22 protein-coding genes and 1 pseudogene are annotated in these 20,910 nt (G+C 59.7%); 17 read left to right on the top strand and 6 right to left on the bottom strand.

The annotated features are described in order from the left end of the window. Positions 1-28: 28 nt before the first annotated feature. Positions 29-856, top strand: a complete 828-nt coding sequence (gene dapB / locus CRO62_RS18540) for a 4-hydroxy-tetrahydrodipicolinate reductase (RefSeq protein ID WP_097101127.1) — start codon at positions 29-31, stop codon at positions 854-856. 5 nt (positions 857-861) lie between these two features. Here the strand turns inward: dapB and phnF are convergent, their stop codons facing one another. After that, on the bottom strand, positions 862-1,599 hold the full coding sequence (gene phnF / locus CRO62_RS18535) for a phosphonate metabolism transcriptional regulator PhnF (RefSeq protein ID WP_097101126.1): 738 nt from the start codon (positions 1,597-1,599) through the stop codon (positions 862-864). 82 nt (positions 1,600-1,681) lie between these two features. On the opposite strand from phnF, the gene phnG reads away from it, so the two are divergent. The 16 genes and pseudogenes from phnG (at position 1,682) to CRO62_RS18455 (ending at position 15,959) form a co-directional block, all read left to right on the top strand. Then, on the top strand, positions 1,682-2,143 hold the full coding sequence (phnG, locus tag CRO62_RS18530; RefSeq protein ID WP_003514497.1) for a phosphonate C-P lyase system protein PhnG: 462 nt from the start codon (positions 1,682-1,684) through the stop codon (positions 2,141-2,143). Continuing rightward, on the top strand, positions 2,143-2,751 hold the full coding sequence (gene phnH, locus CRO62_RS18525; protein ID WP_013635274.1) for a phosphonate C-P lyase system protein PhnH: 609 nt from the start codon (positions 2,143-2,145) through the stop codon (positions 2,749-2,751). The genes phnG and phnH overlap by 1 nt, the downstream gene beginning before the upstream one ends. 1 nt (position 2,752) lies before the next feature. After that, a complete protein-coding gene (locus tag CRO62_RS18520) occupies positions 2,753-3,862 on the top strand; it encodes a carbon-phosphorus lyase complex subunit PhnI (protein WP_097101125.1) in 1,110 nt (369 codons plus the stop codon). A gap of 133 nt (positions 3,863-3,995) precedes the next feature. Beyond that, the gene (locus tag CRO62_RS18515; RefSeq protein WP_003514490.1) at positions 3,996-4,898 is read left to right on the top strand and encodes an alpha-D-ribose 1-methylphosphonate 5-phosphate C-P-lyase PhnJ; all 903 of its coding nucleotides are present in this window, start codon (positions 3,996-3,998) and stop codon (positions 4,896-4,898) included. Continuing rightward, positions 4,895-5,671, top strand: a complete 777-nt coding sequence (gene phnK, locus CRO62_RS18510; RefSeq protein WP_003514488.1) for a phosphonate C-P lyase system protein PhnK — start codon at positions 4,895-4,897, stop codon at positions 5,669-5,671. Before CRO62_RS18515 ends, phnK begins: the two co-directional genes overlap by 4 nt. Positions 5,672-5,675: 4 nt before the next feature. Further along, complete coding sequence (phnL, locus tag CRO62_RS18505; protein ID WP_003514486.1) at positions 5,676-6,383, top strand: phosphonate C-P lyase system protein PhnL; 708 nt, start codon at positions 5,676-5,678, stop codon at positions 6,381-6,383. After that, positions 6,380-6,997, top strand: a complete 618-nt coding sequence (locus CRO62_RS18500) for a DapH/DapD/GlmU-related protein (protein ID WP_097101124.1) — start codon at positions 6,380-6,382, stop codon at positions 6,995-6,997. Before phnL ends, CRO62_RS18500 begins: the two co-directional genes overlap by 4 nt. Positions 6,998-7,234: 237 nt before the next feature. Next, positions 7,235-8,095 carry a phosphonate ABC transporter ATP-binding protein gene (gene phnC, locus CRO62_RS18495; protein WP_003514481.1) on the top strand — a complete coding sequence of 287 codons (861 nt, stop codon included), beginning with the start codon at positions 7,235-7,237 and terminating at the stop codon, positions 8,093-8,095. Between the two features lie 85 nt (positions 8,096-8,180). Continuing rightward, positions 8,181-9,086: a phosphonate ABC transporter substrate-binding protein gene (phnD, locus tag CRO62_RS18490; RefSeq protein ID WP_003514479.1), complete on the top strand. Its 906-nt coding sequence runs from the start codon at positions 8,181-8,183 to the stop codon at positions 9,084-9,086. A 69-nt stretch (positions 9,087-9,155) separates the two neighbouring features. After that, positions 9,156-10,142 carry a phosphonate ABC transporter, permease protein PhnE gene (phnE, locus tag CRO62_RS18485; RefSeq protein WP_013635271.1) on the top strand — a complete coding sequence of 329 codons (987 nt, stop codon included), beginning with the start codon at positions 9,156-9,158 and terminating at the stop codon, positions 10,140-10,142. Continuing rightward, a complete protein-coding gene (phnE, locus tag CRO62_RS18480; protein WP_097101123.1) occupies positions 10,142-11,491 on the top strand; it encodes a phosphonate ABC transporter, permease protein PhnE in 1,350 nt (449 codons plus the stop codon). Before phnE (CRO62_RS18485) ends, phnE (CRO62_RS18480) begins: the two co-directional genes overlap by 1 nt. A gap of 267 nt (positions 11,492-11,758) precedes the next feature. Next, positions 11,759-12,457: a DUF1045 domain-containing protein gene (locus CRO62_RS18475; protein ID WP_179784566.1), complete on the top strand. Its 699-nt coding sequence runs from the start codon at positions 11,759-11,761 to the stop codon at positions 12,455-12,457. Further along, positions 12,454-13,590, top strand: coding sequence for an alpha-D-ribose 1-methylphosphonate 5-triphosphate diphosphatase (locus CRO62_RS18470; protein WP_003514474.1), 1,137 nt, complete (start codon positions 12,454-12,456; stop codon positions 13,588-13,590). Before CRO62_RS18475 ends, CRO62_RS18470 begins: the two co-directional genes overlap by 4 nt. Then, a pseudogene (phnN, locus tag CRO62_RS18465) lies at positions 13,587-14,202 on the top strand (phosphonate metabolism protein/1,5-bisphosphokinase (PRPP-forming) PhnN). The gene CRO62_RS18470 and the pseudogene phnN overlap by 4 nt, the downstream one beginning before the upstream one ends. Before the next feature lie 87 nt (positions 14,203-14,289). Beyond that, on the top strand, positions 14,290-15,330 hold the full coding sequence (locus CRO62_RS18460; RefSeq protein ID WP_097101122.1) for an AraC family transcriptional regulator: 1,041 nt from the start codon (positions 14,290-14,292) through the stop codon (positions 15,328-15,330). A gap of 383 nt (positions 15,331-15,713) precedes the next feature. Then, a complete protein-coding gene (locus CRO62_RS18455) occupies positions 15,714-15,959 on the top strand; it encodes a LuxR C-terminal-related transcriptional regulator (protein ID WP_003514469.1) in 246 nt (81 codons plus the stop codon). Positions 15,960-16,179: 220 nt separating this feature from the next. Here CRO62_RS18455 and CRO62_RS18450 read toward each other — a convergent pair whose 3' ends face one another. The 5 genes from CRO62_RS18450 to hutC form a co-directional block, all read right to left on the bottom strand. Continuing rightward, the gene (locus CRO62_RS18450) at positions 16,180-17,169 is read right to left on the bottom strand and encodes an Ldh family oxidoreductase (protein WP_097101121.1); all 990 of its coding nucleotides are present in this window, start codon (positions 17,167-17,169) and stop codon (positions 16,180-16,182) included. Between the two features lie 145 nt (positions 17,170-17,314). After that, positions 17,315-18,241 (bottom strand): energy transducer TonB, encoded by a 927-nt coding sequence (locus tag CRO62_RS18445; protein WP_025592088.1) that lies wholly within the window; start codon positions 18,239-18,241, stop codon positions 17,315-17,317. After that, positions 18,238-18,723 (bottom strand): TonB system transport protein ExbD, encoded by a 486-nt coding sequence (exbD, locus tag CRO62_RS18440; RefSeq protein ID WP_097101120.1) that lies wholly within the window; start codon positions 18,721-18,723, stop codon positions 18,238-18,240. The genes CRO62_RS18445 and exbD overlap by 4 nt, the downstream gene beginning before the upstream one ends. A 6-nt stretch (positions 18,724-18,729) precedes the next feature. Further along, positions 18,730-19,950, bottom strand: coding sequence for a tonB-system energizer ExbB (gene exbB / locus CRO62_RS18435; protein ID WP_097101119.1), 1,221 nt, complete (start codon positions 19,948-19,950; stop codon positions 18,730-18,732). A 191-nt stretch (positions 19,951-20,141) separates the two neighbouring features. Further along, positions 20,142-20,879 (bottom strand): histidine utilization repressor, encoded by a 738-nt coding sequence (gene hutC, locus CRO62_RS18430; protein ID WP_097101118.1) that lies wholly within the window; start codon positions 20,877-20,879, stop codon positions 20,142-20,144. Positions 20,880-20,910 lie beyond the last annotated feature (31 nt).

Genomic DNA, 20,910 nt, shown 5'->3' with positions numbered 1-20,910 from the left:
CGGCAGGACGTGAAAAGTGAGTGAAGGCATGAGCGGCAGCGATATGAAACTGGTGGTGGTTGGTGCGGCGGGCCGCATGGGACAGGCGCTGATCCGCCTTATTCACCAGACGCCGGGTGTAACGCTGCATGCCGCCGTCGGGCGCGAAGGGTCTGCTTTTGTTGGCCGCGATGCCGGCGAGATTGCCGGTCTCGGACCAATCGGCGTCGAGATCACCAGCGATCCCTTGCAGGCATTCCTGCATGCGGAAGGAGTGATTGACTTCACCTCGCCTGCAACCAGCGTCACTTTCGCCGGTCTCGCCGCGCAGGCCCGCATCGTGCACGTCATCGGCACTACAGGTTGCTCACTGGGCGACGAGGAAAAATTCAAGGCAGCGTCACGCCATGCCCGCATCGTCAAATCGGGCAATATGAGCCTCGGCGTCAATCTGCTCAGCGTTTTGACGCAGCAGGCCGCCAAGGCACTGGATGCGCAGAACTGGGATATCGAAATCCTTGAAATGCACCACAAACACAAGGTGGACGCGCCCTCCGGAACAGCGCTGCTGCTCGGCGAAGCGGCGGCAGCGGGCCGCAAGGTCGATCTCGCCACCTCCTCCGTTCGCGTGCGTGACGGGCATACGGGTGCGCGTGAAGCAGGCACAATCGGTTTTGCGACGCTACGCGGCGGCTCGGTGATCGGCGAACATTCGGTGATCTTCGCTGGCGAGGGAGAGCGCGTCGAGCTTTCCCACTACGCCGGCGACCGCTCCATCTTCGCACGCGGCGCGATTGCGGCGGCGGTCTGGGCCCTCGACAAGAAGCCGGGCTTCTATTCCATGCTGGATGTTCTCGGCCTTTCGCAGGCGGAATAACGGCCTTAATTTTCCACGGTAAACTCAACCGTATCGGCCGAGAACCGGCTGATGGCATATTGCACGGGAATGCCGTCCATATCCGCGTTCAGCGCCTGGGTGACGAGCAGGATTGCGCCCGGCGACAATTCGAGATCGGCCAAATCCTGTGTATCAGCGTGGCTCGCGGAAATGACGGTAGAGATGCGCACATAATCCGCGACGCCCAGCATTTCGAAGGCGGCGGTGATCGACCCACTTTTTTGATAGGCTTCCCCTATCCCTGAAAAACGGTCCGCCGGAAACCACGTGGTCGAGCGGGAAACCGGCCGGCTATCGGCCTTTCGCAGGGTTTCCAGACGCACAAGCGGTGCACCCGGCTGCAATTGCAGCCGTGCCGCTAGGTCGGCATTTGCCGGCTCGGTGGTGTGGGAAAGAAGCAGCGCCTGCATATCCTTCACCTGATCGCTGATACCAGCAGTGAACCGTGTGCGCAGTGAAATCGGAAAGCTCAGTCGTTCCTTGCGCGCAATCATCGTGCCGCGCCCCTGCCTCGCCTCGAGAATGCCTTCGCTTGCCAGCGCGGCAATGGCGCTCCTGACGGTATGGCGGTTGACACCGAATTTTTCGGCCAGCGTCATTTCCGGCGGCAACATGCCGGTTTCGTCGTAATCGCCCGCTGCGATCTGGCCCCTGATCCTGTCGGCGATCTGTCGCCAGAGCGCCACGCCGTTCTTTCTTTTCATCGCTGCCGAAGGGCTCATGTCACACGCTTGTCATTCATCGACGTTAATTGTAACTTATATTGTATAGTTGTCTATATCAATAGACATTAGAGGTCAAGCGATGAATAACGAAGCTGCGAATTCACATGCGGAAAGGAAACGGGTGGCAGCACTTCTTGCCCGCGCCACCGTTCAGGAACTTGAGGCGGTCTGGAGCCGGCAGGATGCCAGCCCGCAGACGGAAAACGTGCGGGGGCCTGAAACCGGCCTCGTGATGGTCAAGGGCCGTATCGGCGGCGGCGGTGCGCCCTTTAATCTGGGCGAAACCACCGTGACCCGGGCAACCGTGAAGCTTGCATCCGGCACCGTCGGCCATGCGCATGTGCTCGGCACCGGTCGCAAGAAGGCCTGGTACGCTGCGGTTTTCGATGCGCTCTGGCAGGAAAACCCGACACGCGGCTTCATCGAGACCGAGCTTCTTTCACCGGTCGAAAAAAGACTGGCCGAGGAGAAAGACAGGAAAACAAAAGAAACAGCCGCAACTCGTGTGGATTTCTTCACCATGGTTCGAGGAGAGGATTGATGGGCGTGAAAGCCGAAGCATTGACGGGCGGTTTTTCCGACGCCGTTTTCGATTCACAGCGAATCTTCAAGAAGCTCATGGACGGCATGGCCCGGCCAGGCACAGCGCAAACGATCGAAACAACAGTTGCCCCGCCGCTGCCGCTTGGCGCGGCCAGCGGCGCCGTTCTTCTTGCACTTTGCGACCATGACACGCCGGTCTGGCTGAGCGGCGCGCTACGCAAAACCACGGTGCCGGGATGGATCGGATTTCACACCGGGGCGGTTACAACAGAGGAAAAAAGCGCGGCGCATTTCGCCGTCATTGAGGCGGGAAGCGCAATTGCCTCCTTCGGTCTCTTTGCCCAGGGCAGTCAGGAATACCCCGACCGTTCCACGACGGTCATCATTGAATTGCCCGATCTTGACGGCGGACGGGAACTGCTGCTGTCCGGCCCCGGCATCCGCCATATCAACATCATTAGCCCATCCGGCCTGCCGGACATATTCCCGAGGCTATGGGCGGAAAACAACGCCATCTTCCCGCGCGGCATCGACGTCATCCTGACGGCTGGCGACAAATTCGTCTGCCTGCCGCGCACGACGCGCATTCAACCCGTGGAGGCATAAGATGTATGTTGCTGTCAAAGGCGGGGAAACCGCCATCGCCAACGCCCACCGGCTTCTGGCCGACAAGCGGCGCGGAGACCGCGACCTGCCCGCCATGACGGTGGCGCAGATCGTTTCGCAGCTTTCGCTCGCCGTTGACCGGGTCATGGCGGAGGCTTCGCTTTACGACCAGTCGCTGGCCGCCCTTGCCGTCAAGCAGTCTCGCGGCGACATGATAGAAGCGATTTTCCTGCTGCGCGCCTACCGCACGACCCTGCCCCGTTTCGGCTATTCTGTTCCCGTGGATACTGCGAAGATGACGGTCCAACGGCGCGTTTCGGCGACCTACAAGGATTTGCCGGGCGGGCAATTGCTGGGACCGACCTTCGATTATACCCACCGCCTGCTCGATCCCTCGCTTCTGGAGGACGCAGCTGTCGAGATCCCTGCCATCCGTGAAGGCGAGACAGAATACGTCATGCGCGTATCCGACATTCTCGCCCAAGAAGGCTTGATCGAAAGTGACGGCGACATGCCGGACGACCACGTTGCCGGCGATCTGACCCGGGAACCGATAGAGTTTCCGATGGCGCGCGACCTGCGCCTGCAATCGCTTGCACGCGGCGACGAGGGCTTTCTTCTGGCGCTCGCCTATTCGACGCAGCGCGGTTACGGCCGTACACATCCCTTCGTCGGTGAAATCCGCATCGGCGAGGTGGAGGTTGAACTGGATGTGCCGGAGCTCGGTTTTGCTGTATCGCTCGGCGACATCAAGGTCACCGAATGCCAGATGGTCAACCAGTTCAAGGGTTCTGCCAAGGCGCCTCCGCAATTCACCCGCGGTTACGGTCTGGTGTTCGGCCAGAGCGAGCGCAAGGCGATGGCAATGTCGCTGGTCGACCGTGCGCTACGCGCCGGTGAATTTGGTGAGGATGTGGTTGCTCCGGCGCAGGATGAGGAATTCGTCATCTCACACGCCGACAATGTGCAGGCTACGGGCTTTGTCGAACATCTGAAATTGCCGCATTACGTGGATTTTCAGGCCGAACTGGGCTTGGTGCGCAAAATGCGCGCCGATTTCGACGCGGCCGACACCGATGCCGGGGAATGGATGAGCGATGCCGCCGAATAAATCAGCGACTGTGCTGCTCGCCGAACCAATAGGCGCAAAAGACGGTCAATGCTGCAAAAGCGGCAAAGAACACGGCTGCAAGAATTCCAATCTCCATGAGCTTGTACTCCTTTTTTCGCAAGGTTAACGCGCAATGCTTAAAGAAGTTTCATTCGACGACGGGCTGGCTGCCTACAACTTCGCCTATCTGGACGAACAGACCAAGCGGATGATCCGCCGGGCGATCCTGAAGGCAATTGCCATCCCCGGTTATCAGGTTCCCTTCGCTTCCCGTGAAATGCCCATGCCTTACGGCTGGGGCACCGGCGGCGTGCAGGTGACTGCCGCCATCCTCGGTCCAGACGATGTCCTGAAGGTTATCGACCAGGGCGCCGACGACACCACAAACGCCGTTTCCATCCGCGCCTTCTTCCAGAAAGTCGCTGATGTCGCCGTCACCACCCGCACCAAGGATGCAACCATCATCCAGACGCGGCACCGCATTCCCGAAGAAGAACTGCATTCGGGGCAGGTGCTTGTCTATCAGGTTCCCATTCCTGAACCCTTGCGGTTCCTCGAGCCGCGCGAGACCGAGACCCGCGTCATGCATGCATTGGAGGAATACGGCCTGATGCACGTCAAGCTTTATGAGGACATCGCCCGCAACGGTCGTATCTCCACCACATACGCCTATCCGGTGAAGGTTGCGGGGCGCTATGTGATGGACCCCTCGCCGACCCCGAAGTTCGACAATCCGAAAATGCACCTGTCGGACGCCCTGCAATTGTTCGGGGCCGGGCGCGAAAAGCGCATCTATGCTGTGCCACCCTATACGGATGTCGTCAGCCTGGATTTCGAGGACCATCCGTTTGAAATCCAGAGCTTCGACAAGCCCTGCGCGCTGTGCGGCGGTGAGAATGTCTATCTGGACGAGGTGGTGCTGGACGACAAGGGCGGGCGGATGTTCGTCTGCTCCGATACCGACCATTGCGAAGACCGCCGCGCCCATGGCCACAAGGGCCATTTGCTGGCGGATGTGAAGGAGGCCGCAGAATGAGCGACGCACCGCTTCTGAAAGTCAGGGACGTTTCCAAATATTACGGCGACCGCGCCGGTTGCCGCAACGTCTCCTTCGAGCTTTATCCGGGCGAGGTTCTGGCAATCGTCGGTGAATCCGGCTCCGGCAAGACCACGCTTCTCAACTGCATTTCCACACGGCTCGTGCCGACGGCTGGCAGCGTGGAATATCGCATGCGCGACGGCTCGGTGCGAGACCTCTATCATATGGGCGAGGCCGAACGGCGTTTCCTGATGCGGACAGACTGGGGTTTCGTGCACCAGAACCCAGCGGATGGGCTGCGCATGGCGGTTTCGGCCGGCGCCAATGTCGGCGAGCGGCTTATGGCTGTCGGTAACCGGCATTACGGCAACATCCGGCAATCGGCCAGCGAGTGGCTGGAACGGGTGGAAATCGGCACAGACCGCATTGACGACCAGCCGCGCGCCTTTTCCGGCGGCATGCGTCAGCGTCTGCAGATTGCCCGCAACCTGGTGACCTCACCGCGCCTCGTCTTCATGGACGAACCGACCGGCGGCCTCGATGTCTCGGTGCAGGCACGCCTGCTCGATCTCGTGCGTGGTCTCGTCAACGATCTCGGCCTCGCCGTTATCGTCGTCACCCATGATCTGGCGGTAGCGCGGCTGCTTTCCCATCGCATGATGGTGATGAAGGGTGGTGACGTCATCGAACACGGTCTGACAGACCGGGTGCTGGATGATCCGCGCGAACCCTACACGCAATTGCTTGTTTCCTCCATTTTGCAGGTTTGACGCCATGCCGACACCCCTTATCGTTTCGGAAGTCTTCAAAAGCTTCACCATGCATCTTCGCGATGGCATCGAACTGCCTGTTGTCCGCGATGTCAGTTTCTCCGTTTCCGGCGGAGAATGTGTCGTGCTCGGCGGCCCGTCCGGCATCGGCAAAAGCTCGATCCTGAAAATGCTCTATGGCAATTATGCCATCGACAGCGGCCAGATCCTCATCCGCCACGAGGATCAGGTCATCGACATGGGCAGCGCCTCGCCGCGCACAATCCTCGAGATTCGCCATCGCACCATCGGGTATGTCAGCCAGTTTCTGCGCACCGTGCCGCGCGTTCCGGCTATCGACGTCGTCGCCGAGCCGCTTTTTGCGCGCAAGGTTGCTGCGGAAGAGGCCCGCGAGCAGGCAGCCGTTCTGCTTTCGAAACTCAACCTGCCACGGGAACTGTGGTCGCTGCCGCCAGCAACCTTTTCCGGCGGCGAGCAGCAGCGCGTCAACATCGCACGCGGTTTCATCACCGATCACGCGATCCTGCTTCTCGATGAACCGACCGCATCCCTCGATGCCGCCAACCGACGGGTGGTCGTGGAGATGATCGCCGAAAAGAAGCGCAAAGGGACCGCCTTGCTCGGTATTTTCCATGACGAGGAAGTGCGGGAAGCTGTGGCCGATCGCGTTCTGGATGTCTCGCAATTCTCCCCCCGGAAGGCAGCGGCATGAGTGTGAAGGTCGGTCTCGAACCTGTTGTCCACGAAAGTGCCCGCGTCACCAATTCATCGATCGGCCGCTATACCGAAATTTCGGAACGCTGCCGCATCGAGGAAGTGGAGATGGGCGACTATTCCTATGTCATGCAGGACGGTGCGATCTGGTGCGCCACCATCGGCAAATTCGTCAACATCGCCGCATCCGTCCGCATCAACGCGACCAATCATCCGATGTCGCGCGCCACACTTCACCATTTCACCTACCGTGCCCGCAGCTATTGGGACGACGCCGAAGATGAAAATGACTTCTTCGCCGCCCGCCGCGCCAAGCGCGTGGTGATCGGCCACGATGTCTGGATCGGCCATGGCGCGACCATCCTGCCTGGCGTCACAATCGGAAACGGTGCGGTAATCGGGGCCGGTGCGGTCGTGTCGAAAGACGTTGCGCCCTATACCATCGTCGGCGGCGTACCCGCCCGGCTGATCAGGAACCGCTTCCCGGCGGACCTTGGCCAGCGCATGGACGATCTCAAATGGTGGGACTGGGACCACGCAACGCTGCGCGGCGCACTGGACGATTTCCGCACCCTCGCCGCCGAGGATTTCGTGGCGAAATACGCCGGGTAAAATCGCCCCACACCGAAGAAACTGCAGATTCCGGGGTCATGCTCCGGGGTCTCCCTAACCATGTCTGCGAGACACAGCGCGGGCTTCAAGCCCTTGGCACGACTACTAAAAGGTTCGCAGGCGACTACGCGCACGCCTTATCTGCGCATTCTGTAATATTTTCTTCATCAAACTGACATTCACGCTTCACGCACCGCTGTTAGGTCGAACCCCATCAGAAGAAGATTGGACGGGGAAATGAGCTTTCACCTGAAGCAAGTCACGCGCCGTTTCGGCAACCACACTGCGGTCGATTCCGTGAATGTGGAAATTCCGCAAGGCCAGATGGTTGGCGTGATCGGACGTTCTGGCGCAGGAAAGTCAACGCTGCTGCGCATGATCAACCGCCTCGTCGATCCCTCCTCGGGTTCCATTCATTTCAACGACACGGAAGTCTCTTCGCTGAAGGGTGCCGCCCTGCGCAACTGGCAGCGCGACTGCGCGATGATCTTCCAGCAGTTCAATCTGGTGCCGCGTCTCGACGTGCTCACCAATGTCATGCTTGGCCGCCTGAACCACCGTTCGACCGTGCTCAGCCTGTTCAACATCTTCACGGATGAAGAGCGCCTGATGGCGATTGCCGCCCTCGAGCGGCTCGGCATCGAGCACGTAGCCATGCAGGCGGCAGGCACGCTTTCCGGCGGCCAGCAGCAGCGCGTCGCTATCGCACGGGCACTAATGCAGTCTCCGAAGATGGTTCTCGCCGACGAGCCGATCGCCTCTCTCGATCCCCTGAACGCCAAGATCGTCATGGACGCCCTGCGCGACATCAACGAGCGTGAAGGCATCACCGTCATCACCAATCTGCATACGCTGGATACGGCGCGCAATTATTGCGAACGCATCATCGGCATGTCGCAGGGTCGAGTCGTTTTCGACGGAACGCCCGCCGAACTGACGGCGGCGGCGGTCACGGAGATTTACGGCACGGATTCACACGGCGCCGGCATCGACGAGACCATGACCTCGACCAGCATCAATATTCCCGGCGCGCAGCTTGCCGCGCGTCCGGTTCAGCAATCTGCCGGTCCCGAACCGCTGGCTCTCGCCGGGCTCTGAGGAACCGCTCAGCATCGTTTGCGCCCGCGTCAAGGGCCGATACTTCACAACAAACTCCGGCTCGCCGGGAAACAGGAGAAAGTCCATGTTGAAGAAAATCCTTCTTTCGGCAGTCGCCCTCGGCGTTCTGGCCGGTTCGGCCATGGCTCAGGACGTCAAGGTCCTGCGTATCGGTCTCGACGGTTCGGAAAATGAAGCCGACCAGATCCGCAACACGAAGTGCGTTGCCGATGGCCTCAAGGCTGCAACCGGCGTTTCCGAAGTTCAGGTTTTCCCGTCGCCGGACTATAACGGCGTTATCCAGGGCCTGCTCGGCGGCACCATCGACATTGCCTCCATGGGCGCTTCTTCCTACGCCAAGATCGCCATTGCCGATCCCAAGGCCGTCGATCCGATCCTGACCTATACCGGCTCTGACGGTTCCAGCGGCTACTACACGATCATGGTTGCCCGCAAGGACAGCGGCATCAAGTCTCTGGCTGATGCCAAGGGCAAGAAGATCGGCTTCGCCGACCCTGACTCCACCTCCGGCTTCCTCGTCCCGAACGTATCGATCCCGAAGGAAACCGGCGTTCCGGTCAAGGAATATTTCTCCGAAACCGGCTTCGGCGGCGGCCATGAGAACCTCGTTCTCGCCGTTCTCGATAAAAAGTTCGACGTCGGCACGACATTCGGTTCGGGCGTCGGCAAGTGGGAAGAAGGCTACTCCGGCGGCAACCTTCACCAGATGGTCAAGAAGGGCAACCTCGACATGGACGATATCGTTCAGGTCTGGAAGTCCCCGCTGATCCCGAACGGTCCGCTTCTCGTTGCCAACAAGATCGGTGACAGCATGAAGCAGAAGGTCGAAGACTTCTTCATGGAACTGCCGAAGAAGGATCTCGCCTGCTTCCAGGGTTACACCCAGGGCAAGAACACTGCCTACATCAAGGTCGACCCGGCTTTCTACCAGACGATCATCGACGCCCGTAAGTCCGTTATCGGCGGCTGATCCTCAGATCATATCCAGAAGCGGCGGTGCCTTGCGGCATCGCCGCTTTTGCCAATAAAGGAAAGCGGCATGGCGACCACACTGCAACATGGTACCCTCACGCCCGAGGGATTGAGCGCATCGTCCCGAACGGTGATGCGTCATTATCAACAGCAGCTTAGGACACGGCGGATTTATACCGTTATGTCGCTCGTTATCTTCCTCATCGTCCTTGCCGCCTCATTGAATTTCGCCAATGAGGCCAATTCAGGCAAGTTCTTCGAGCGCCTGCCCTATTTTTTCGACTTCATGAAAACATTCGTGCCGGATAGTCCCCTGGAGGTCTTCCGGGCGATGTTCGACCTGCCGTCGCCCTATGACAACGGTTCGCTGAAATACAACTATGTCGCGGATCGCGTTTACATCACCAACGGTTTCTACATACCGCATTTCATCTATCAGCTGATCATCACGCTCAACATCGCGCTGGTCTCGACGATAATAGGCACGACCTTCGCCTTTGTGCTGTGCTTCTTTGCCTCCACCAACCTTATCGGTGCCGGCCTCGTGCGCTGGGTGGTACGCCGGGTAATGGAGATCCTGCGCGCCTTTCCGGAGATCGTCGTCGCCGGATTGCTGACTGCGATCTTATCGATCGGGCCAATCGCGGCGATCATCGCGATTTCCGTGCACACCATCGGGGCTCTGGGGAAGCTATTCTTCGAAGTCGTGGAAAATGCCGACATGAAGGCGGATGAAGGTCTCCGTGCCGCGGGTGCCAACTGGCTGGAGCGGGTGCGCTTTGCCATCGTGCCGCAGGTCCTGCCCAATTTCGTATCCTACGCCTTACTGCGTGCCGAAATCAACGTACGCGCCTCGACCATCATCGGCGCCGTTGGTGGTGGCGGCATTGGCGAGGTCTTCCGGCTGTCGATCGGTAACGATCACGCCTCCAAGACCTATGCCATCATCATCCTGCTGCTGATCACCATCATCGCCGTAGACCAATTTTCCAGCTGGTTGCGCCGCAGGCTGATCGGCCATCAATCCTTCGAATTCGGACGGGGAGCGGCCTGATGTCGTCCAGCTTCATTCTCAATACCGCAGACCGCGAGAGGCTGACGGCCGCACATCCCGCAATTTTCAATCGCGGGTTCATGCAGCGATACGGCCTGCTGACCGGTATTGTCGCCGTCCTCGTCTATCTCACCGCCTGCTTTTTCTTCTTCAATGTCGGCCCCGCTTTCATGCAGGGCCGATGGGATCGCGCTTCGAGCTACATTCAGGACTGGTATTCCTGGCGGGCCCAGCCACGCCTTCGTTTCGAAGACGGCAAGGTGAACCCCCAGTGGTCAAGCCGCATGCAATATCCCACCGATGCGCCGATTGACTGGCTGCAACCCTTGCCGGATGGTGGCTACAGCGTTGTTTATGCGGGCACGCAAAACCGTCTCGACGTAACGCCGACCCGGGTGGACGTGTATGTCGACGGCAAGAACTATCCCGTCATCATCAATGGCGACAAGGCTCTGGCGCCTGAGATCCTGCCGCAAGAGATCACGCAGGACGGCAACAAGGTTCTCGTGCATTACGGTTTTGCCGGACAGGCGGAAATCCGCACCAGTCAGGTTTACGTGCAGCGGCGGTTCCTCGGGTGGGCGAACTTCCTGTTCGATACCAAATCGGAATTCTGGGGCAAGGGCTACGGCGACCTTGCCGCGCTGGCGCTGTGGGGGGAAAGGCTCGATCCCATGCGCTCCAACATCAGCCACATGGTCGATGATTTCCTCGACAATGGTGTCTGGCAGCACGCCGATATTCTTTCCAAGCTGATGCAGACGCTGGTGATGGCCTTTGTGGGCACGCTGTTCGGCACGCTCGTTGCCCTGCCGCTCGCCTTTCTCGCCGCACGCAATATCACCGCCAACAGGGCCGCCAACTGGGGCATGAAGCGTCTGTTCGACTTCCTGCGCTCGATCGACATGCTGATCTGGGCGCTGTTCTTTACCCGCAGCTTCGGCCCGGGACCGATCCCCGGCATTGCCGCGATCTTCTTCACCGATACCGGTGCGCTCGGCAAGGTCTATGCCGAGGCGCTGGAGAATGTTGACGACAAGCAGCGCGAGGGCGTCAAATCGGTTGGTGCTTCCCCCATTGCCGTCAATCGTTTCGGCGTGCTTCCGCAGGTCCTGCCGGTCTTCATTTCCCAGTCGCTTTATTTCTGGGAAAGCAATACCCGTTCCGCCACGATCATCGGTGCGGTTGGCGCCGGCGGCATCGGTTTGAAACTGCTGGAAGCGATGGGTACCAATGCCGACTGGGACAAGGTCGCCTATATGGTCCTTCTCATTCTCTTCGTGGTTTTCCTGTTCGACCACATCTCGAATTCCCTGCGGTCGCGTCTGATCGGGAAAACCCAGCACTAAGTGATGAAACAGAGGCGGGGTTTCGCTATCCCGCTCCCTGAGACCTGCGCAAAACCGGAACCTTTTTGCAAAAGCCCGACACATCCCTTCAATGTGCCAGCATCCGTCTTCCGGACATTCGAGAGACACGCGGCGTTTCAAGCGCTTTTTTTCCTGGGGCATCATCATTCTGTCACGGAAAGCGATTACCTCGCACTCCTGACCTTGCGGGAAGCGGGCGAGTCACGCCAAATAGCTTTTCATCCAGGTTTTCCATGACACCGAAGAGTGCTTGCCGTGCGCTACGCCATCTATTTTTCTCCGGCTAAAGATCATCCACTGACTGAAGCGGCGTCGCGCTGGCTGGGACGCAATGCGTTTTCAGGCGCCCAACATGATGACCATGCCGCCTATGCGGAGATGACGGAAGAGCCGCGCCGTTACGGTTTCCACGCGACGCTGAAAGCCCCCTTCGAGCTTGCCGAAAAATACAGCGAAGCGGATCTCGTCGCCGCCCTCGAACAGTTTGCGGCCAGCCAATCCGTCTTCGATATTCCGCGTGTTGTCATCGGCGCACTCGGGCCGTTTTTCGCGCTCGTTCCGGATCGCACCTACCAGCCGCTGCAGGATTTTGCCGCTGAGATCGTCGACCATTTCGACCGGTTTCGCGCGCCCCTGTCCGAGACCGACATTGCCCGCCGGCGCCCGCAAAACCTGACCGAAAGCCAGCGGCAAAATCTGTCGCTCTGGGGTTATCCGCATGTCATGGACGACTTCCGCTTTCATATGACGCTGACGGGCCGCATCGACGAAAGCGACGCGCCCGCTATCCAGGATGTGCTTTCGACCCGGTTTTCCGAGTTCGTCGACCGGCCTCTCACCATTTCCGGCCTCGCTTTGTTCGTTGAGGAAACGCGCGGCGCACCATTTACCGTTCATCGCTGGCACCCGCTTGGCCAGCCGCCAAAGAAAGATGCTGACCCATGACCGAGCACGCCCTTTCCAACGCCCGTATCGTCCTGGAAGACGATATTATTCTGGGATCCGTTCTGATCCGTGACGGCAAGATCGCCGATATCAGCGAAGGCGCCTCCAAAACCGGTGAGGATCTCGAAGGCGATTTCCTCATCCCGGGTCTGGTGGAACTGCACACCGACCATCTGGAACAGCACTATTCGCCGCGTCCCGGGGTTATCTGGGATAAGATCGCCGCCATTCAGGCTCACGATGCGCAGGTCGCATCATCAGGCATTACCACTGTTTTCGACTGCCTGCGGCTCGGCTCCGACGAAGATGGCGGGTTCAAGAAGGGCGAGATGCGGGAAATGGCGGATGCCATTGAAACCGCTGCCGATCAGAACCGCCTGCGGGCAGATCACCTGCTGCACCTGCGCTGCGAAGTCGCCTCAGCCGATGTGCTCGAGCATTTCGAAGATTTTGAGACCGATCCGCGCGTGCGGCTGATTTCGATGATGGACCACTCCCCGGGGCAGCGCCAGTTCCAGTCGATGGACCAATACATCTTCTATTACCAGAAGAAGCGCGGACTGAGCGACGAGGCTTTCGCCGAGTTCGTCAGACGCCGGCAGACGGCATCGGCGGAGTTTTCTGCCAAGCACCGGGATTACCTGGCAGCCCGCTGCGCCGAGCGCGGCATAACCGTTGCAAGCCATGACGACGCTACAGAAGCGCATGTGGGCGAAGCGATCGGACACGGGGTGAAACTCGCGGAGTTCCCCACCAGCGTCGAGGCGGCAAAGGCTTCGCACAGCGCCGGCATGAGCGTGCTGATGGGCGCACCGAACATCGTTCGCGGCAAGTCCCATTCCGGCAACATCGCCGCCCGTGATCTTGCCGAACTTGGCGTGCTGGATGTTCTCTCTTCCGACTATGTACCGTTCAGCCTGCTTTACGCGCCGTTCCTGCTCGCCGACCAGGTGGAAGCCATCACTCTGCCGGAAGCGCTGCGCATGGTCACCTCCACGCCGGCACGAACGGTGGGCCTTCGCGATCGCGGCAGCATCGCAACGGGATTGCGGGCCGATCTGGTCCGAGTTCACCGTGAGGACGGCGTTCCCGTCGCCCGCTCGGTCTGGCGTCAGGGCAAACGTGTGGCATGACCGGCAACGGACAGGATAGCCGGCTTGGCGGCCAGACGCTGGGTACGGTGCCCGGAACCATGATCGTAATTGTCGGCCCGAGTGGGGCCGGCAAGGACACGCTGATGGATTATGCGGCAGCGCAGCTGTCCGGGCGGCCGGGCTTCCATTTCACCCGCCGGGTCATTACCCGCAGCGGCGATGCCGGCGGCGAAAATCACGATGCGGTTTCCATGCACGAGTTCAACCGGCTGGAAGAGGAAGGTGCTTTTGCCGTTTCCTGGCAGGCGCACGGGCTGAAATATGGCATTCCGGCCGCCGTCTATCGCCATCTTAATGCGGGAGACGTGGTCATCGCCAACGGCTCCCGCTCGGGCCCTGCCCCAGTTCGGCACCGCGTTTGCCCGCCTCAAGGTCGTGAACATCGTTGCACGGCCGGACGTGCTGGCGAAGCGGCTGGAGCAGCGCGGGCGGGAAAGCCGGGAGGATATTCTCCGGCGGCTGGAACGCAGTTCGCTGACAGTCGTCGGGGATTTCGACGTGACAACGGTGGACAATAGCGGTGCCATGGAAGATGCGGGCAAAACCATCATGCAGGTGCTGGAGCAGAGCGCCTGCCGTCGCCACATTTAAACTCCACAGGCCGAACTGCTCGACAAATGGCTTCCCAACGCTTACCATCAGGCGACAATTTCCAAACATGGTACGCCAAGGCGAGGGATGCCTGAAAAGAGGGTCAGCGACGAGATAACAGTGGTGGCCGGTCTGGCCGCCGGCGTTGCCAATTATGCACGGTCGCGGGGCATTGATATCGCCCCCATCTGCAAGGCTCTCGATATCGATCCTGCCACTTTCGGCAGCGTGACGGAGCGCATCAGCCTCGACAGATTTTGCCGCCTGCTCGAGACATGTGCGTTGATTTCCGGCGACGACGCCTTTGGTCTGCAATGCGCGTCCACCTTTCCCGCCGGCGCATCCGGCGCGTTCGGGTATGGCCTGATCAGCGCGCCGACAGTGCGGGCTTTCCTGCGTTTTCTTCAGGATCACGTTTATTACGCGACCAATAACAGCAATTTCACCATGGTCACGGATGCCGCGCACGTAACCCTGTCGTGGTCCTTTGCGCCTGTCATCGCCAAACGCGATCAATATGTGGATTTGTCGCTGACAGCTCTGATCCAGCGCCTTCGCGATATTCTGGGGGAGCGCGTCAACCTGATCGAGATCGGTCTGGAACGGCCGAAACCGATTAATATTCAGCTATTTAAAGAAAGAATGACCAAGCGCGTCAGCTTTTCGCAACCCATCCACACCATGCGTCTTCCCACATCGCTTCTGGACGTGGTCAACCCAAATGCAGATGAGCGGCTGTTCGAGCTGATGAATTTGCAATGCCGGATGCTGCGGCCGGAGACATCGGCAGACGCCACGCATTTCATCGATCAGGTGAAGCGTTACATGCAAGTGCGGCTGTCGGATGCCGAGCTTTCGCTGAGCGAGATCGCCCCCTATTTCAACCTGTCGGAACGCAGTTTTCAAAGACGGCTTGCCGAGCTTGGGACCAATCTCAACGAGATAAAGGACGCCATTCGCAAGAATGCCGGCTTCAAGCTCCTCGTGGAAAGCGATCTTCCGGTTTCCGATATCAGCTACAGGCTCGGCTATTCGACGCCGGGTGCGTTTTCGCGTTCCGTTTCCCGCTGGTTCGGGGCAACGCCCACGTATATTCGCAAGAAACACGCGCATCATTCCGCCGTATAGGGCGTATTCCCGGCATCAATATTCCACATATCCAAAATAAAATTGGGAAATATGTCGGCGTTGATTGGATTATGTATCGAAACATAACAATAAAAACGCAAAACTTGGCGTGAGATGTTATTCTCTTCATATGGCAGGCCGCCTAATAGAACGCCGCAATATGCCTTCGGGCATAACGGAAAATATTCCAAAGCTTTGAATTTTACATTGTTCTGGACAAGGACCGATTTCAGGTTTTTGGGAAGGACGGTGCAGTCATTCTTTCATCGCCGAGGATATGCCCATGCCGGGACCGGCTGGCTGCGAGATCAGCCGCTTATTGCTTGGTTCCTGAGGCCACATCCGGCTTTGGGAAGGTCAATCTCTTTTGAGGCTGAAAGACTATGTCGTCAAAAACGCAGCATGAACGTCACCAGGCGCGTGAAATCGTCCTTTCGGATCGTGAGCGGCAATATCTGGGGCTCGTTGCGCGAGGCCGACATCCTTCTCACATTGCCTTGATAACGGGAGCGGACGAAGCGGATGTTAAAGATACTCTGGAACGGGTCCGCCTAAGGCTGGGTGCGGCCAATCTGCTGAATGCCGTCAGCATTGCCCTGCTGCGCGGACTGATCGAACAGGATATTTAGAGCTTCCCTCTCGCTCCAAAAGCTTACGTGAAATCGTCCCCTTCCCGTAAGCCAAAACCGGATGTGTTGCTTTCTGCGCCAAAAACCCACCATTTCGATGGCGGGACGGCGGACCAAAAGGCGGGTCGGAAATGATTTCCGGCCTATCGGCGCAAATGCGAGGCAGCCATACACGGTTTACCCGGCGGACTTTCCGGTCCGCCGGGTTTTCATTTTCAGTTCATAGCGACTGGATTTCGGCAAGAATATCGCTTTCGACGATGATACCGCTTTCCAGCGCCTGCCTTCGAATGCCCTGGCTTCGCCGACCGGGCAAACGCACGTTTTCCTGCTTTTCTATCTCTCCGGCGATAAGCGCCAGTCGCTCGGTAAAGGCCGCACCGCCCGACGATACGGGGTCTATGGCGATGATCGTGTGGCCGAGAGAGGGTGGCGCACCCTTGTCGTCCAGAAGGGAAGAGGCCTCGAAGGCGAAGCTTCCACCGGTGAGCGCGGCGGCCATGATCTCCACCATCAGCGCCAGGGCAGCCCCCTTGGCCTCGCCTGCAGGCACCATCGTTCCGGCTATGGCTTCTTCGGGATCAGTCGTGGGCCGGCCATTCGTATCAAGCGCCCAGTCGCCCGGAATGGTTTCGCCCTTCTGGCGGGCCGCCATGATCTTTCCGCGCGCAACCTTGGAAAGCGCCAGATCGATCACCAGCGGATCTGCCTCGCCAACAGGGCTGGCGAATGCAATCGGATTGGTGCCATAGAGCGGTTTGGTGCCACCCCAAGGCGCCATGGATGCCGGAGCATTGGCGAACATCAGCGCCACGAGGCCCATTTCCGCGAAACGCTCGACTGTAAGCGCCATGACGCCCGCATGATGGGAGCGATGGATCGCGGCGAGCGCGATGCCCTGCTGCCGGGCCATGTCCGGCAACTCGTCTACGGCGCAATCGATCGCGGGATAGGCGTAACCGTTGTTAGCGTCGATTGAAAGCACACCCGGTTTGACACGACTTGCCACCGGCCGCGCATTGCCATCGACCTTGCCAACCCGCGCCTGACGGACATAAACGGGGATACGCCGAAAACCGTGGCCGCCCTGGCCTGCAGCCTCGGATGCCACGAGCGCCTTCGCCACGGAGCGGGCGTTTTGCGGCAGAACGCCGTTGCGCTCAAAGATAGAGGATACGAGATCCTCCGCCTCTGCGATTGAGAATTTCATTCCGGAATGCCTCTGCGTGTCAAGTCGACAAGACCTACACCATCGAAAACATTCGCGAAATGCAATTCAGGCCTAAATCGGTATCGCATGAAATATCGAGTGAGCACATATTTTCACTTCGAAAATCCGCGCCGCTGGTATGGCTCTAACGGATACTGATCGGCAAAGTGATCGTCTTATTTATCTCCGGAGGAGGAGGCGGGACCGGTGAGGCACTCTGTACCCAGGCTGCGATCTGCTGGTCGACAGAGGAATCACCCGTAGACTGCACAATACTCACCCCACTAACGACACCTGCATCGTTGACCCGGAAGCGCACAGTCGCCGTCATATCACCACCACGAAGAGAGCGGGGTTTACGACGTTTGATATGTGCATGAACTTTAGCGCCCCATTTTGCGGGCGAAACGGACGCCGAAGAGAAGAAACCGGCATTGTTGCGCGATGCCGCCGTCCGGTCGGATTGCTGTGTCTCGGCCTTGGCCGTTTCGCGCAGTTCCGATGCCTGTTGCGGTTTGGGGCGCTGGCGCTCGACCTTCTTCTTGTCGTCCGGTTCTTTCTTTTCCACCTTCTTTTCGACCGGCGGCGGCGGTGGCCGGATGACGGGCAAGGGAACCTCGACATTTTCGAGTTCCGCCATCATCTGTTCCTGCACGGGATCGATCGGCTCCACCGGTTCAGGGATTTCCTGCGGTTCGACGATCTCCTCGACCGGAGGCTCCGGCGGCTGCACGGGTTCCGGCGGCGGCGTTTCCACAACCGGCTCAGGCGGCGGCGGCTCCTCCGGGGTGACTTCCTCCACCGGCTGGCTGTTGTCGCTCTTTACCTCTTCGGCATCTTCAACGTCCTGCGCAGGCGTCGTTTCCTCGGTGTTCACGGCTTCCGGTATGGCCGCCATTTCGATCATGATCGCGGCGGGCGGCGGCCCGCCGGCATCCAGTTCCTCTGGTTCCTGCATCAGGTAATAGGCAAAACCCGCATGAACGCCCAGCATGAGCAGTGCTGCGGCGGACCACAACGCCGCTTCCCCGAGGCGGGAATGTCGGGACTGCGGGTAGCCGTTTTCAGTCATGGCGCGGTTCCTGGCACAGCAGGCGCGGCGGGCGGAACGGCACCGGCTGGCTGCGTTGCCACAGCGGCATTTTCCAGCCCTACCAGAGCGATCTTCAGATATCCGGCATCGCGAAGCAGGTTCATGATTTCCATGAAGTGGCCATAGTCGACGGCCTTGTCGGCGCGCAGGAAAATTCGCGTATCCTTCTTGCCGCCCGTCTGCCGGTCGATCGCCGCTGCCAGGGCTTCGCGGGCAACCGCATCATTGCCGAGATTGAGCGACAGATCATCCTTGACGGTCAGATAAAGCGGCTCTTCCGGGCGCTCCGCCGGCTTGGCGGTGGATGCGGGCAGATCGACATTCACATCCACGGTCGCCAACGGTGCGGCCACCATGAAGATGATGAGCAGAACCAGCATCACGTCGATGAAAGGCGTGACGTTGATTTCGTGGTTTTCGGAGAGATCGTCTCCGCTATTTTCGCGAATACCGCCAGCCATGACCGATCACCGCCCAACCAGCGACACTGCGGGCTTGCTGCTGCCCGGCGGAATGCGGCGGAAATCGAGGTCGCGGCTGACGAGGCGTTCCACGCCGGCTGCGGCATCCGCCAGCAAATGCCGGTATCCCGTGATCGAGCGGGCGAAGACGTTGTAGATCACCACCGCTGGAATAGCAGCGACAAGGCCGATTGCCGTGGCAAGCAGCGCCTCGGCAATGCCGGGTGCCACGACGGCAAGATTGGTGGTCTGCGATTCCGAGATGCTGATGAAGGAATTCATGATGCCCCAGACGGTACCGAACAGACCGACAAATGGAGCGGTGGAGCCGATGGTCGCCAAGGCGCCCGTTCCGCGCGACATGCGGCGACCGGCGTGGGTTTCAATGCGCGACAAGGCCGAGGATACACGCTCCTTTATCCCGCCGCCGTCGGTGTGTTCGACCACCGCGTCGGAAAGCTGCATTTCGTGAGTTGCCATGCGCAACATGAGCGCTGCCGGCCCGCCCTTCTTTTCGACGGCCTCAGTCGCCTCGTTCAGGGTTTTCGCCCGGCGGATGACCTTGAGCGTCGCACCGGCACGCACGCGCGCTCCGGCAAGTTCGATAGACTTCGCAACCCAGACCGTCCAGGTGACGAGCGATGCGAAAGCGAGACCGATCATCACGCCCTTCACGACCCAGTCCGCCGCCATGAACATGCCCCAGGGGGACAGGTTGTGCGGGATATCAGCACGATGTTCGGCGCTCGCGGGCTCGGCGCTGACAGGCTCCAGCGGGGTGGAGGTCTCGCTCGGCGCGACCGTCTGGTTCGTCTGCGCGGGCTGTTCGGTCTGCGTCGGCTGCGGCGCGTCACCTTCGGACACCGGCGCGGGCTCGGCTGAGGACTGAGCAGGCGCAAACTGGGCCGGTGCGGGCTGAGCTGACTGAGGCTGAGCTGACTGGGGCTGCGAGGGCGCGGTGGCGGCCGGCTGCTCCGCTGCTGTCGCGGAAGGCTGGACGGGCGTGGCCGTCGGAGCGCTCGGCGTCGCAGGAGTTGCCGGCGGCTGCGCGGGCTGAACCGTTTCCGTTTGCGGTGCGGACTGTATCTGGGTTTCCGATGCCGACTGAGCAAAAACCGCTCCGGCACTCAAGCCGGCCAGCAAGGTGACCGTCATGGCAAGTGAGATATGCCGTGTTTTGTTTGCCTTGGTTAAGGACGCGGAAGAAGTTGAGGTCTCAGCTGACATAATTTTTATCCCGGATTTCCGTCGATGAACTCATCCGCAGATCGGCCGGTCCTGAAACCGGGGCCATGAACGGACGCCGTCGTGAAAGCTTGACGTTCCGATAATAAACCTGAGTTCTTTTGACAACTATTATATTGCCAAAAGAGGAACCGTAAACTCTTCTTTACAAAAAATTGACCGACCTGCGGTCTTCAGGTGTTTTGCGAGGGCGAAAACTGCGCCACCAGCGCGTGTCGGTCGCCGGGATAGGTGACCCGGACACTGGTGACATAATCCGCTCCGTGCCAGGTGCGGCGGTGGATGACGAGGCACGCCGCACCGGAAGCAATGCCGAGCGCGGTCGCATTTTTGCGATCAGCGGAAACTGCGCTGATGCGATGTTCCGCAGCACTCCAGGGAACCATTTTCAGCAGCCAAGTACCCGGCCCAACTTGTGAAAAATCCGCCAGTTCCGCCTCCGGCACGGCGGTGACATTGATAACGCGTTCTTCAAGGCAAAAGGGAACGCCGCCGGCAAAATGCGTGCAGGTAAGCTCAAGAACCTGGGCATCGGCAGCAAGCGCCATGGTTGCGCTGTCTTTTTCACCTGCAGGGCGCAGCCGTCGCGTGTCTAGACGGTATCCGTAAACGAGACCGAGCGCCTGCACCTCCCGTTCGATATCGTGGATTTCCAGCACGGCCGATTGCGCATGGGGCTGGCGAACGAAGGTGCCGAGACGCCGGCGGCGCTCGATAAGGCCGCGCTGCACCAGTTCGCCGAGCGCCTTGTTCACCGTCATGCGCGAGCAGGCATATTGCCGGGTCATCTCGTGTTCGTAGGGAATACGGTACCCCGGCGGCCACTCGCCCGACATGATGTGGCGCTCGACATCGTTGCGGATGCGCTCGTGCAGTGATTTTTCCTGAAGATCGGCGCCTGTACCCCTCATACCGATGCTTCCTTCCTCCCGGTTCTATGGA

The sequence above is a fragment of the Rhizobium sp. AN6A genome, assembly GCF_900215635.1.
GTDB classification, from domain to species: domain Bacteria; phylum Pseudomonadota; class Alphaproteobacteria; order Rhizobiales; family Rhizobiaceae; genus Agrobacterium; species Agrobacterium tumefaciens.
This window is presented reverse-complemented; position numbering and strand designations above follow the sequence as displayed.